We start from the raw sequence: 12,552 nt of genomic DNA, 5'->3' as shown, positions 1-12,552 counted from the left end.
ATGCCGGCGAAAAAGGGAACAAAGTTTAACGAGTATACGTTTGAAACCAAGGTAGAGGCCATACGACTCCATATTGAAGAAGGTTGGACGTATCGTAGACTCATGGAGAAGTTTGGGATCGCAGATCGACATCGATTAAAAGAATGGATGCGCAAATACAAGCAACTCGGTGAATTCGGGCTCATGGACCAGCGAGGACGGCGTAAGGAGTATATCGATCAGGATAGGTATGTACAGAAGCTGAGACGGGAAAATGATATGCTAAAAAAGTGTTTGGAAATCTGGATACAGGAGATGAAGCACACAAATATATAACCATTGAGAAAGCTGCGAAAGACTATCCTATTAGCAAACTGTGTACGCTTTTCAAAGTCTCCAGAAGTGGATATTACGCCTTCTTAAAGCGTAGAGGAGCAGATCGAGATCGGGACGCGAAAGCACTTGTGAAGAAAGTGTATGAGCAGTATAACGGGGTCTACGGCTATCGCCAAATTCAACTATTTTTGCAGCACGATCATGGAGTCTGGATGAACCATAAAAAGGTACTCCGGCTCATGCAGGTCTTGGGAATCCGCTCACAAATTCGCCGGAAACATCGCTGCAACTATGCTTCCTCTACGAAAGGTCGTGTGGCGAAAAATCTGCTAAAACAGGATTTCAAGGCGGACAAACCTAATCAAAAATGGGTCACAGATATCACGCAATATCGTGTGGGGGATTGCTGGCTATATCTGTCTGCGATTAAAGACTTGTTCAATAACGAAATTATCGCGTACCAGATGAGCCATAGAAATGATAACGAACTGGTTTTACAGACGTTTCGACAAGCCTTTAAACAGCAAAAAGACGTGACTGGCCTCATCGTTCACAGCGACCAGGGATTCCAGTACACGTCCCATGCGTACCATGACATGTTGCCAAAGGTTGGCGCCCGGATCAGCATGTCTCGCCGAGGCAATTGTTATGATAATGCCTCGATGGAGAGCTTCTTCTCGCATCTCAAAACGGAAGGGCTCTACCCATATGATATCCGAAATATGGACGGGGCACAAAGGAGAATAGAAGAATATATTCGATTTTACAACCAATGTCGACCACAACGAAAGTTAAATAAGCTGCCTCCGAAAGAGTATCGGAAGCAGCTTATAGCCTAGGGTCTTTTTTCAGTGTCTATAAAATGGGGTCTTGACCAGAACCTCTCCAGTTCGTTTACGGGTTTTCAACCCAGACGATCTTTAGCTAAAAAATTATTCCGGCTTTGTTTTATCCTTCTCACTTTTTTGCTTACGGTATTTCGCAAATTCAACATATTCTAAAATAAAATTCTGTTCTTCCGTCTCAAGATCTTCTGCCTGGCAATTGAGTGGCCCCATCACTCCAAAAAAATAAGCAGCCTTCTGCTCCTGAAGTACGCCTTCTCCTGGCTTAATCCCTTTCATTAACCAATCAAGCGATACATTAAAAAAGTCTGAAATCTGAATCAAATGGGCGGTACCCGGCGTTGTTTTACCTCTTCTCCAATCACCAAGATTCCCTGAACTGATTTTAAGTTTTTCACAAAATGCCTTCTTGGTCATTCCACGATCCTTAATCAAAGCTTCAATCCGCTGATAAATAGTTTGATCTCCCAAAATGTTTCCCCTCCGACACAGTAACTTTTTCTGAAATAATTTTCATTTTTCAGCCTTACTCATTAGTAATCCCCATCAAATCCTAAGCAACCATTACCCCATAGTAGAATTGCGCTGGTTTTTCTCTTTACGAAAGCGGGTAAATTCAATATACTCAAGTATAAAATTTCTTTCCGCCTCACTAAGCGGTTCCCCCTGGTAATTCAGTTGCCCTGAAGCGTCAAAAAAATAAGGGTCTTGCGACTCCTTTAGCACCTCACCCTGTACATCTCGACCCAGCATAATCCAATCCAGACTGGCATCAAAAAAAGAAGCGATTTCAATGAGTTTATTCGTGCCTGGCGTCGTTTTTCCTCTTTTCCAATCCCCGAAGTTCCCTGTACTAATGCCTAACTGCTGGCAGAACGCCTTTTTCGTCATTCCCCGTTCCTTGATGAGTTCCTCGATGCGATGGTAAATAGATTGCATAGAAGTTCCTTCCTCCCTAGCAGGCTCTCAAATAACGATATCATGTTCTCCGTTCCCATTTCAAAGATCACGTATGCTAAAATTACCGAATTATGTATGTTGGTTCCCATTATACCACAACACGCAACAAAAACCGCCTGTTTTCCAAAGAAAGGGCGGTTTTTAAGCCAGTTCACTTACGCCAATCACGTAGCAGAGTTGTCGATTTTAAGTAAAATATGCTTCAATTCATTCAAAGTTTCACTCAGATGCAATAAATCTTCTTCTGGCAGATACACCAGTCTTTCTTGAATTTTATTGGAGAAGGTATGAAATACCTGTTCACAAAAAGCATCGCCTTCCTGTGTAATCGCTACATTCACGACTCTGCGATCCGAATCACACGACTGGCGGTCAGCCAACCCATGCTCCACCAGTTTGTCCAGAAGAGGAGTCATGTTCGGACGTGAGACATTGAGCTGTTTGGATAAATCAGATACCGTAGACGAACGTACTTCACGCAGGAGCATTAGCACCTGAAAGTTATTAGGCGACAAGTGTAATGGGAAATCGAGCGGACCGTAGGTGAAAAATTTCTTCTTCACAATCGGAAACAAGCCCAAAATATTTTCTGATATATTTCCTAACAGTTGAGTGTCCATATTTTTCACCGTCACTTCATAAGTTTATACTTATCATTCTATAACATTATGGCGTTATATTATACTATGGAATCATTATTTCATCATAATCATTACTTTATTACATCATTACACAAATAAAAAAAGCCTCTACCGCGAGAGACTTTTCCGTTCATTCCATTGATGCGGTCGAGAGGACTCGAACCTCCACGAGCGTACGCTCACTACCCCCTCAAGATAGCGTGTCTGCCATTCCACCACGACCGCATAACAAAATATAAATGGTGAGCCATGAAGGACTCGAACCTTCGACACCCTGATTAAAAGTCAGGTGCTCTACCAACTGAGCTAATGGCTCATGCTGTTCATCCAAGCTGTCCGCCATTAGACCAGACCTCAGGAATTTCCCTTAAGCATGCAACATGTAGTCTATAAAGACAACAATGACCCGTAGGGGATTCGAACCCCTGTTACCTCCGTGAAAGGGAGGTGTCTTAACCCCTTGACCAACGGGCCTTATTATTATGCGCCAACTTAGCGACAAGAAAGAGTATATCAAATAGAATAACGAATGGCAATACTTATTTCTAAAATTTTTAAAAAAGCAGTTTTTATAAGTACAAAATGCATATTAACTTACAATCCCTTATCTTAAATCACTAAAATCCTGAAAAAAGCGATAAATGATTGCAATATCACTTATATTTACTTATAATCACTTACAAGATACCGAAATAATTATACATCAGAGGAGCTTTCTATGTATCAGGAAGAACGAATGTTAAAAATCGTTGATTACTTACAGCTTCATAAGCGTATTTCGGTGGATGATATTTGTGAATTTTTTAATGTTTCACGAGATACGGCGCGTCGAGACCTCGTAAAACTTGAAGAACATCAAAAAATTATTCGCACCCGTGGCGGCGCTCTTCTCCCTACACTTCATCACGATCCAATTGGAAATTATAACGAAAGACTACTTACTGTATCCGAGGAGAAACAAGTGATCGGACAACTTGCTGCCAGCATGGTACGAGATAAGGATCGTATTATATTGGATTCCTCTACCACCGTGCAGGCGTGTGCAGAAAGACTGAATGTGCAGGAATGTTCGGTCATCACCAATTCAATCAATCAGGCTGACGTGCTATCTGGAAAAGACGGTGTCTCCATACATCTGTTGGGAGGCCGCCTGCAAAAAGAACACCGATATGTATATGGCTCCTCCGTGATCGCCACTTTGTCTCACTATTTTGTAGACAAAGCCTTTATCGGGATTGGTGGTATATCTGCCCACGGACTAAGCCTGATTCATGAAGAAGACGGTATGCTGAAGCATCAGATGATGAAGCAGGCAGATCAGGTGATCATCCTTGCGGACCATTCGAAATTCGGAATCAATTTTCCATATCGTTTTGCCGATCTGTCTGAAGTTAATATCGTGATCACCGACAGATTGCCAGAACCAGCGATGCTGGAAATTTTGCAACATTATGATGTTGAAGTTGTTGTACCCTCATAAAATATGAAACTGCTTAGCTAGAACTCAAGATTTATCACAGAGATATCGAAAGACAGGAGTTGGAGAGAAATGAAACTGTTTGCGATTGATATGGATGGAACACTGCTGAACGAGGAAGGAAAAATAAGCAAAGTGAACGCGGAGGCTATACGCCAAGCACAGCAGCAAGGCGTTCAGGTGACAATCGCCACTGGTAGAGCCGCTTATGACGCCTGGACGAAGCTAGAGGAAGCAGAGCTTATAACTCCAGTCATTGGAGCAAACGGTGCAACCGTACATGATGTGCATCGTCGTCAGTTAACCTCTACTCCTATGGGCCGCAGTGAAACGTTTGAAGTGCTGAGCTGGCTGCATGACAACGACTTTTACTATGAGGTCATGACAGACCGCGCTATTTATTCTCCACAAAACGGTCATCAGCTACTTGCTGTTGAAATGGACCGCTTGCTGAGTGCCAACCCGGATATTTCGCTGGATACTTTATTACATGCAGCTGAAAAACAATATGAACAGACTGGACATACCCGGATCGCTTCATATGAGGACATTCCACTGGATGTAGAGATTTATAACGTGCTCTGTTTCTCCTTTGATCAAGCCAAATTGGAGCGGGGCCGTGAGCGTTACCGAGGTTTTCAGGGCCTGAACATGGTCATCTCTTCAGACCGTAACTTTGAAGTCGAGCATAGGGATGCGTCTAAAGGTAATGCATTGCGTTATCTGGCGAATCATCTGAGCATTCCCATGCAGGAAGCCGTAGCGATTGGGGACAGCTACAACGATATCTCCATGCTGACGATGGCAGGAACAGGCATTGCCATGGGCAATGCAAAAGACGACATCAAGGCCGTCTGCTCCCAAGTGACTCTGACTAATGCGGAAGATGGCGTCGCTCATGCTCTGTTGAACATACTCAAGACAGTCGAGGCTGACACCGTGAAATAGACGTCATTGGCTGCGTACAAGACAGGCTAGCGCCGCTTCATGCTGTACGCAGCACGTCCACTCTCCATTTAAACGATTTCAGTCCTCCGTTATTCTCAAAGCAGATATAGACGAAAAGGACGCTCGCAAGCATCATTACAATGCATACGAGCGTCCTTTTTCTGCTTAAAATACCAACGGAGAGAGAGGGATTCGAACCCTCGCACCGCTTTCGCAGCCTAACCCCTTAGCAGAGGGTCCCCTTATAGCCACTTGGGTACCTCTCCATGGCTCCCCGAACAGGACTCGAACCTGTGACAACTCGATTAACAGTCGAGTGCTCTACCAACTGAGCTATCAGGGAACATTACTGTAAATTATCTTACAGTATGGTTAATTTACCATGATTCAGGGGGTGCCGTCAAGTGCCAACAGGCGTAGCTTACCTCCACATTTCCCACAGCGATACCGCTGAGGATTCATCTTGCGCTTGCGCATATACTCCTGTTTACAGGAAACGCATACTAGCTTGTAACGATAAGGCTGAGGCTCACGTTCTTTTCTTCCCGGCAGAGTCTGACAATGCCTGCTTCCTCCTACACGGGCCAGCCATGCTTTGAAGTCAGCATCTCGATGCTGATAGCCCATCCCGCGCAAATGCAAATGATAATGGCACAGCTCATGCTTAATAATTTTCTCCACCTCAGAACGTCCGTAAGCTGCGAGTTGATGTGGATTAATTTCAATATGATGACTTTTCATAAAATACCTACCACCTGTGGAAGACAGGCGCGCATTAAAGGTGGCTTGATGTCGAAACGGCACGCCGAAGCTCTCCAGCGAAATGCGCTCTACCCATTCTTGAAGCTCTTCATTACTCATAGAACGGCTCATTGAATGGTTCATTGAATTGCTCAGGGACTTGGACTCCATCCTCACGGTCTCTCCTCCTTCGCTCCTTACTGACAAGCATATTATAAAATAACGACCGAAGTCTAACCCCCAATTCATAAGCACACTTTAGGTACCCACCCCATATGCTAAACATACAGATGTAACACAGAGGAGGAGATCGGCTTGCCTCAATGGCTCAGCAACCAGCTCATGCGGGCCTTTTACAAAAAGGACCGGCGCCAAATTAAGCTGTTGAACGATTGTTGGTTTTTTTATCATAAAGCACCTGGCGTGGAGTTCGATGCCAACAACGGGTAAAAGCTAAAGGCATCCAAAAATGAAAGCCGGAATCTCCGATACAGTTCGGAGATTCCGGCTTTTATTATACCTGCACAAGAAGGTTGTACAGCTTTATTTAAAGTATTATGCCTGCGATTGCGCCTCTGCAGGAGGTTTCATCGTCAGACCAACCCTGCCTTTTTTCAAATCAACATTCAACACCCACACCGTTACGTTATCACCGACAGATACGACATCCATCGGATGCTTTACGAAGCCACTGCGCAGCTGTGAAATATGAACCAACCCGTCACTTTTAATACCGATATCGACAAACGCACCAAAATCAATGACATTGCGGACGGTTCCCTGAAGCTCCATACCCGGTGCCAGATCCTCGATCTTCAGCACATCCTTGCGGAATACAGGCAACGGCAGCTCGTCACGCGGGTCACGGCCCGGACGCTGGAGGCTTTCCAGAATATCCTTCAGTGTCGGCACGCCGACTTCCAGCTTCGCAGCCAATTCGTCAATGTTGGACACGCTCAGTGCTTCCATTGCAGTCTTAGTACCCAGATCGTGAGCGCTAATGTTCAATTCCGCCAACAGGCGGTCTACGACAGCATAAGATTCAGGGTGAATCGGTGTGCGGTCCAGCGGATTTTCTCCACCCGGTATACGTATAAAGCCTACAGATTGCTCGTAGGTTTTTGCACCAAGACGCGGCACCTTCTGCAACTGACGACGGTTGCTGAATTTTCCGTTTTCCTCACGGTACTTAACAATGTTTTTGGCAATCGTCGCATTGATCCCTGCTACATAGGATAACAGCGCAGAGGAAGCCGTGTTCACATCCACACCGACATGGTTAACGGCTGATTCGACAACGTCCTTTAAGCTTTCATCCAGATGTTTCTGCGACACATCATGCTGGTATTGGCCTACACCAATAGCCTTCGGCTCAATTTTGACCAGCTCAGCCAGTGGGTCCTGCACACGACGTGCGATGGAAGCCGCACTGCGCTCGGCCACGTCCAAATCGGGAAATTCCTCCTGTGCCAGCTTGGAGGCAGAGTATACGCTCGCGCCCGCCTCATTGACGATCAGATACGCTAGACTGCTGTCACCAATGTCCGCGATGACTTCCGCTACAAATTGCTCTGTCTCGCGCGAAGCGGTTCCGTTACCAATGACAATCAATTCGATACCGTATTGGGCAATCAGCTGCTTGAACTTCTCAGCAGCCTCGCGCTTCTTGTTGTTCGGCGGTGTCGGATACGTCACAGCCACTTCCAGCAGCTTGCCTGTGTCATCGACAACCGCCAGCTTACAGCCTGTCCGATAGGCCGGATCGACACCGAGCACACGGCGGCCCTTGATCGGAGCCTGTAGCAACAGGCTGCGCAAGTTGCCTGCAAAGATGGAGATGGCCTGCTGCTCGCCCTTCTCCGTCATTTCAGCGCGCACTTCGCGCTCAATGGATGGCGCGATAAGTCTTTTATACGCATCCTCAATGACATTGCGCAGCAGCTCTTCTACGACAGACGATCCTTTAATCACTTGACCTGCCACGTAATTGTAAATGGAATCTGGCACTACCTCCAGACCGACCTTAAGAATACCTTCCCGCTCGCCGCGGTTAATCGCCAGAATACGGTGAGGCGGCATTTTCTTAGCCAGCTCACGATAGCTATAGTAGTTCTCATATACGGACTCTTGCTCTGCGTCCTTCGCTTCGGAGGTCAACATACCATGGTCCAGCGTATATCGGCGTACCCATTGGCGAATAGCTGCATCATCCGCTATATTTTCAGCTAAAATATCCAAGGCTCCTTGGATGGCCGCCTCAGCGCTATCCACTCCGAGTTCCACATTTACATAAGACTCGGCTTCTTTCAGAGCATCGCCCTGCTTCGGCTGGCTCCAGATCCAGATGGAGAGCGGTTCCAGTCCCCGTTCCTTTGCTACACTGGCGCGAGTCTTGCGTTTTTGCCGATACGGACGATACAGATCCTCCACTTCCTGAAGTTTAACCGCAGAGGTGATAGCAGCCTGCAGGTCTTCCGTCAGCTTACCCTGCTCATCAATAATGCGGATGACCTCTACCTTACGATCCTCCAGATTACGTAAATACAGCACACGATCTTCAATTTCACGCAGCTGATTTTCATCCAGCTCTCCTGTCATTTCCTTTCGATAACGCGCGATAAAAGGAATTGTATTCCCTTCATCCAACAAACTGATCGTTGTCCGGATTTGCTTGAGTGCCAGCGACAGCTCTCTCGCCACTTGTTTGACAATCCGCTCTTGGCGTTCTGCTTCGTTCGGCTCCTGCCGGATTTCCGTCTTCGTTTCCTCGTTAGACAAACCTATCCCTTCTTCCTCACAGCTCTTGTCATACACCATGTCTTTCATTATCACAAAAAATGATTCAAAGCGCCAGCAGGTGACGTTAAAGCAAGCTCTACCTGCATTTTCATTGGACACGCAAAAGGACAGCGCCCAAGCGCTGCCCTTTTCCCGTTTCACTCGTTGTTCCATCACGCTAAAAATCAATCAAACCGAGACTGATTTGTAGCGAATCGCTCACTTTGCGCATGGTTTCTTCATCTAAATGGGTGATTTTGTCGGTAAGCCTTTGCTTGTCGATCGTCCGAATTTGCTCCAGAAGAACAACAGAATCACGATCAAAGCCATGCGTCGCCGCGTCGATTTCCACGTGTGTAGGCAGCTTTGCCTTCTGAATCTGGGCGGTGATGGCCGCTACGATCACAGTAGGACTAAACCGGTTGCCGATATCATTTTGAATGATCAGCACAGGTCTGACGCCACCTTGCTCGGAACCGACTACGGGTGAAAGGTCTGCAAAAAAAACGTCGCCGCGCTTTACGATCAATATGGATTACACCCCGCTAACTGTACGGCCCAAGGTGCTGTTTGCATCTTCCTCCGCGTGAAAGGCTTCGGATGCCATGGTTAAGTTAATTTTAGCCATTTCCATGTATCCACGCTGCATAGCTTCACGAATGTAACGTTTTTTACGTTCGCCTACATACAGCTTCATGGCCTGCCTGATAAATTCACTGCGGTTGGAATTTTCCATAGCTACGATCCCGTCCACTTCCTGCAAGAGATGATCTGGCAAACTGATCATTATTCTTTTGGTGTTCTGCAAATTAGCCAACTTCTCTTCCACCCCCAAAACCTTGTCGCCATTGTACCATTATAACGTTATTCCCGGTAATTTATTCAAACGGAATACAAGAGAATGTATATGATATTCGTATATCATCTATGCTGCATTCCATTATAAACTACGCAGTTCGTTTTCGTACAGGCGTTTGATCCCCGAAATACAAGTGTCAGCGGAGCCTGATGCGTCTTTTGACAGTTATAGCGCTCTTTTCTTTCCTTTGTACATATTTCGGGACGTTCTGCGAAAACTCCTGCTTTTATTCGGTAATTTGCGTTATGAAATTAATTCCAGCGGGTTGGGAGAAGCGAGTTCACTCGAACAACAGGAACATGATCTCGTGTGTATACACGCGGTACCCTGTCTGCGATCATGCAGATTACCTCATAGTGGATCGTACCAAGCTTGGATGCCAGCTCATCCGCCGCGATAGTTTCGCCGGACTGCTGGCCGATGAGAACAACCTCTTCGCCGGTTTGGATTTCTTCCGCATCTTCTGCGAAAGATTGTAAGGATACCATACACTGGTCCATGCAAATCGTACCGAGTACCGGGACGCGGCGACCGCGTATCAACACTTCGATCTTCCCACTCAGCATGCGGGAGTATCCATCCGCATAGCCGATTGGCAGTGTACCGATCCGTTCTTCACTGGAGGTCACGTACCGGGTGCCATAGCTAACTCCCCAGCCGGGAGGAAGCGTCTTGGTATAAACCACTGCCGTCTTTAATGACAACACAGGCAACAGTTCAATGGCTTGCCGGTTAACCTCATCAGACGGGTACAGACCGTATATACTGATACCAATCCGCACCATATTGGGGGAAAGAGAAGGGGTATCAATGGTGGCGGCGCTGTTGCCCGTATGTATAATGGGAATGGTGATACCTTGTTCCCTTAGCGCTTCCGCCACGCCCCGAAACCGATCATATTGTAGCAGTGTATAGCTTTTGTCTTCTTCATCCGCGCGGGCAAAATGGGTGTACATGCCTTCCAGCAGCACTTGCTCTAATTCGTTAGCCTGCCGGACAAAAGCCATAGCCTCTTCTCCAGGCAACAAACCCAGTCTTCCCATGCCGCTGTCTATTTTGATGTGCACCTTCAGCTTGCGTTCGTTTCCTTGGCGGTCCAGTCTGCGGATACCCTCCAGCACTTCCTCACTGAACACTGTCAATGAGATATCATGCTCCCAAGCCGTTTGTACAGCTTCCGGTGAGGTATAACCGAGTACTAGAATTGGTAGCTGAACCCCCGCATGACGAAGCTCCAACGCTTCATCCAGAAAAGCGACGCTCAAATAATCCGCACCAAGGCGTTCCAATTCCTTTGAAATTTCCACGGCACCGTGTCCGTAGGCATTTGCCTTGACACAGACCAGCATCAGCTTATCCGCTGGCAATGCCTTGCGAAAAGCTTCATAGTTGGCGCCAAGGAGATCCAGGTTGATTTCGGCCCGGGTCGATCTGTATTGTGCTTGCAAAATCCAGTCACCTTCTTCAATTGTTAGCCTGTAACATAACCTTTACCATTCGGAGTGTGGCACATACCTTACTTCCAAAGGTTAATGGTAATGTTCAGAAACGTGGCTGTCAATGGCAGGGGGCGTTTGCCAGCATCCTCTACAATGAACACGACTTACAAGCGATGCATATCCTAGACCGCGAATGAACAAAAGACGGATACGGGCGGCAGCAGAGTAATTTACACTCTAGACCGTCTGCATCCGTCTATAAAGTTTTATTTACCCGATTGATCCTGTATAGAAGCGGCAATTTGTATCATTTCGCTCACAGGCAGGTCAGCACTGGTGATTCTGAACTCGATTCCGTCATTCATCCAGGTCATCGTCTGCTGTTCGCTTCCGGTCAGAACGGCGAAGCTTCCTCCAATATCAACCAGTTCACCTGCGGCCAGTGCGACCGCCCGATCTTTTGGACGTGCCTCCACAATGGTATAATTATACGTTCCACTATACCGCAGCATCACGGCATGTGTCCCATTATCCTCCAGCTCCGGCGTATCCTTGATCTGTACTCCGGCTGGCGTGTAGGACGGTTCGATCAAGCCGAACTCACCCATCACTGCTTCTGCTGCATCTGTTCCCGCTGACGTTCCGTTTGCGGCATCCGATGTGCCTGGTGTTTGTTGCTGTGCCTCTGTATTGGCTGCTGCATCCGGTTTGGACGTATCATTTGTGGCAGTACCATCCACCTTCGCTTCCCCTGACGGCTGCTGGACTGCATCCCCTGCTGTTCCCTGTTCTTGTCCGGGTTCGCCAGACGTCACGCCAGTCGTCCCATCCATCGCACTGGAAGGTTCAAGCTGACCGCTGGGATCCACTGCTCCGGAAGATGGCGCCCCTTCGCTACCCGTACTCGTCTTACCTGAAGCCATATTCCGCTCCATATCAAAAGAGTCCTTGTCAAACTTCGTATCAAAAGCAAATTGATCGAATTTCAGATCAACAACTACCTTGGCATTCGCATCAGACACCTGTACCTGAGTGGGTGCATAGTCATTTTTGGACAGCCATATCTTTTGTCTCACCAGCGCATGGCTGTTGTAATTCGCTGCCACATCAAACACATAGGATTTATCGTCGGTAGCCAACTGACGGGAGGCATCGCCGATAATGCTGCGAACCAACGTTTCATATAAATATACTTGACCCTGATTGTTTGGCCAGTCGCTTTTGAAACGGAAGCTTTTGTTCAGACTGGGTGTCAGTACAAATACACCCTCATCATTACGAAGCACAATTTGCGTAACATCCTTTTTCTCATTCGTCATGGCAATTCGGTAATAGGACGGCTTGCGGTAGGAAATATCCACCTTGTATTCCTGCGGCGTGTCGCCGGTATGCAGCGTCATCAAAGCTGTACCGTGGTAGCTGTTCAGGTCGCTCACCACGTCACTCAAATCTTTAACCACATCGTCCGCGCTCTTCTTGCCGCACCCGGCCAGCAGCAGCGTTACACACATGACCATGGCGAGCATCCATGAAATCCGGCGCATGTCAT

14 protein-coding genes and 5 tRNA genes are annotated in these 12,552 nt (G+C 47.1%); 5 read left to right on the top strand and 14 right to left on the bottom strand.

Going from position 1 to position 12,552, the window contains the following annotated elements; all coding sequences use genetic code 11:
* The gene (locus T3H97_RS06760) at positions 1-315 is read left to right on the top strand and encodes a helix-turn-helix domain-containing protein (RefSeq protein WP_025722639.1); all 315 of its coding nucleotides are present in this window, start codon (positions 1-3) and stop codon (positions 313-315) included.
* A complete protein-coding gene (locus tag T3H97_RS06755) occupies positions 270-1,154 on the top strand; it encodes an IS3 family transposase (RefSeq protein WP_134902449.1) in 885 nt (294 codons plus the stop codon). Before T3H97_RS06760 ends, T3H97_RS06755 begins: the two co-directional genes overlap by 46 nt.
* 93 nt (positions 1,155-1,247) lie before the next feature.
* Here T3H97_RS06755 and T3H97_RS06750 read toward each other — a convergent pair whose 3' ends face one another.
* The 6 genes from T3H97_RS06750 to T3H97_RS06725 all read right to left on the bottom strand — a co-directional run bounded on the left by T3H97_RS06750 (position 1,248) and on the right by T3H97_RS06725 (position 3,235).
* The gene (locus T3H97_RS06750) at positions 1,248-1,631 is read right to left on the bottom strand and encodes a helix-turn-helix domain-containing protein (protein ID WP_069291379.1); all 384 of its coding nucleotides are present in this window, start codon (positions 1,629-1,631) and stop codon (positions 1,248-1,250) included.
* A 93-nt stretch (positions 1,632-1,724) separates the two neighbouring features.
* Positions 1,725-2,099 (bottom strand): helix-turn-helix domain-containing protein, encoded by a 375-nt coding sequence (locus tag T3H97_RS06745; RefSeq protein ID WP_328802074.1) that lies wholly within the window; start codon positions 2,097-2,099, stop codon positions 1,725-1,727.
* Positions 2,100-2,284: 185 nt separating this feature from the next.
* On the bottom strand, positions 2,285-2,740 hold the full coding sequence (locus T3H97_RS06740; protein WP_023987598.1) for a MarR family winged helix-turn-helix transcriptional regulator: 456 nt from the start codon (positions 2,738-2,740) through the stop codon (positions 2,285-2,287).
* A 163-nt stretch (positions 2,741-2,903) separates the two neighbouring features.
* Positions 2,904-2,986: transfer RNA gene (locus T3H97_RS06735), tRNA-Leu, on the bottom strand.
* 15 nt (positions 2,987-3,001) lie between these two features.
* Positions 3,002-3,077, bottom strand: a tRNA-Lys gene (locus tag T3H97_RS06730).
* Positions 3,078-3,163: 86 nt separating this feature from the next.
* Positions 3,164-3,235: transfer RNA gene (locus tag T3H97_RS06725), tRNA-Glu, on the bottom strand.
* A 244-nt stretch (positions 3,236-3,479) separates the two neighbouring features.
* On the opposite strand from T3H97_RS06725, the gene T3H97_RS06720 reads away from it, so the two are divergent.
* Positions 3,480-4,241, top strand: coding sequence for a DeoR/GlpR family DNA-binding transcription regulator (locus tag T3H97_RS06720; protein ID WP_013309250.1), 762 nt, complete (start codon positions 3,480-3,482; stop codon positions 4,239-4,241).
* A 69-nt stretch (positions 4,242-4,310) separates the two neighbouring features.
* Positions 4,311-5,186, top strand: a complete 876-nt coding sequence (locus T3H97_RS06715; RefSeq protein ID WP_103048856.1) for a Cof-type HAD-IIB family hydrolase — start codon at positions 4,311-4,313, stop codon at positions 5,184-5,186.
* A 177-nt stretch (positions 5,187-5,363) separates the two neighbouring features.
* On the opposite strand, the gene T3H97_RS06710 is transcribed toward T3H97_RS06715, so the two are convergent.
* The 3 genes from T3H97_RS06710 to T3H97_RS06700 all read right to left on the bottom strand — a co-directional run bounded on the left by T3H97_RS06710 (position 5,364) and on the right by T3H97_RS06700 (position 6,098).
* Positions 5,364-5,452: transfer RNA gene (locus T3H97_RS06710), tRNA-Ser, on the bottom strand.
* A 1-nt stretch (position 5,453) separates the two neighbouring features.
* A tRNA-Asn gene (locus T3H97_RS06705) sits at positions 5,454-5,529 on the bottom strand.
* Between the two features lie 44 nt (positions 5,530-5,573).
* Complete coding sequence (locus tag T3H97_RS06700) at positions 5,574-6,098, bottom strand: SprT family protein (RefSeq protein ID WP_328802073.1); 525 nt, start codon at positions 6,096-6,098, stop codon at positions 5,574-5,576.
* A gap of 144 nt (positions 6,099-6,242) precedes the next feature.
* Between T3H97_RS06700 and cmpA the strand changes: the two genes are divergently transcribed.
* Positions 6,243-6,377 carry a cortex morphogenetic protein CmpA gene (gene cmpA / locus T3H97_RS06695; protein WP_007429337.1) on the top strand — a complete coding sequence of 45 codons (135 nt, stop codon included), beginning with the start codon at positions 6,243-6,245 and terminating at the stop codon, positions 6,375-6,377.
* Between the two features lie 105 nt (positions 6,378-6,482).
* On the opposite strand, the gene T3H97_RS06690 is transcribed toward cmpA, so the two are convergent.
* The 5 genes from T3H97_RS06690 to T3H97_RS06670 all read right to left on the bottom strand — a co-directional run bounded on the left by T3H97_RS06690 (position 6,483) and on the right by T3H97_RS06670 (position 12,547).
* The gene (locus tag T3H97_RS06690) at positions 6,483-8,705 is read right to left on the bottom strand and encodes a Tex family protein (RefSeq protein WP_328802791.1); all 2,223 of its coding nucleotides are present in this window, start codon (positions 8,703-8,705) and stop codon (positions 6,483-6,485) included.
* A gap of 178 nt (positions 8,706-8,883) precedes the next feature.
* Positions 8,884-9,234 (bottom strand): type II toxin-antitoxin system PemK/MazF family toxin, encoded by a 351-nt coding sequence (locus tag T3H97_RS06685; RefSeq protein ID WP_007429335.1) that lies wholly within the window; start codon positions 9,232-9,234, stop codon positions 8,884-8,886.
* A 6-nt stretch (positions 9,235-9,240) separates the two neighbouring features.
* Positions 9,241-9,522 carry a CopG family ribbon-helix-helix protein gene (locus T3H97_RS06680; protein ID WP_007429334.1) on the bottom strand — a complete coding sequence of 94 codons (282 nt, stop codon included), beginning with the start codon at positions 9,520-9,522 and terminating at the stop codon, positions 9,241-9,243.
* Positions 9,523-9,815: 293 nt separating this feature from the next.
* Positions 9,816-11,012, bottom strand: a complete 1,197-nt coding sequence (alr, locus tag T3H97_RS06675; RefSeq protein WP_061829579.1) for an alanine racemase — start codon at positions 11,010-11,012, stop codon at positions 9,816-9,818.
* A gap of 257 nt (positions 11,013-11,269) precedes the next feature.
* The gene (locus T3H97_RS06670; RefSeq protein ID WP_328802072.1) at positions 11,270-12,547 is read right to left on the bottom strand and encodes an outer membrane lipoprotein-sorting protein; all 1,278 of its coding nucleotides are present in this window, start codon (positions 12,545-12,547) and stop codon (positions 11,270-11,272) included.
* Positions 12,548-12,552: the final 5 nt, after the last annotated feature.

The organism is Paenibacillus sp. LX16 (assembly GCF_036252815.1).
Taxonomy (GTDB): Bacteria; Bacillota; Bacilli; order Paenibacillales; family Paenibacillaceae; genus Paenibacillus; species Paenibacillus polymyxa_B.
This window is presented reverse-complemented; position numbering and strand designations above follow the sequence as displayed.

Bases quoted from the DNA above. Each gene is read 5' to 3' on its own strand.
- T3H97_RS06760 (WP_025722639.1), top strand. From the start codon at position 1: ATGCCGGCGAAAAAGGGAACAAAGTTTAACGAGTATACGTTTGAAACC.
- T3H97_RS06745 (WP_328802074.1), bottom strand. From the start codon at position 2,099: ATGCAATCTATTTACCATCGCATCGAGGAACTCATCAAGGAACGGGGA.
- T3H97_RS06740 (WP_023987598.1), bottom strand. From the start codon at position 2,740: ATGGACACTCAACTGTTAGGAAATATATCAGAAAATATTTTGGGCTTG.
- T3H97_RS06720 (WP_013309250.1), top strand. From the start codon at position 3,480: ATGTATCAGGAAGAACGAATGTTAAAAATCGTTGATTACTTACAGCTT.
- T3H97_RS06715 (WP_103048856.1), top strand. From the start codon at position 4,311: ATGAAACTGTTTGCGATTGATATGGATGGAACACTGCTGAACGAGGAA.
- T3H97_RS06700 (WP_328802073.1), bottom strand. From the start codon at position 6,098: ATGGAGTCCAAGTCCCTGAGCAATTCAATGAACCATTCAATGAGCCGT.
- T3H97_RS06670 (WP_328802072.1), bottom strand. From the start codon at position 12,547: ATGCGCCGGATTTCATGGATGCTCGCCATGGTCATGTGTGTAACGCTG.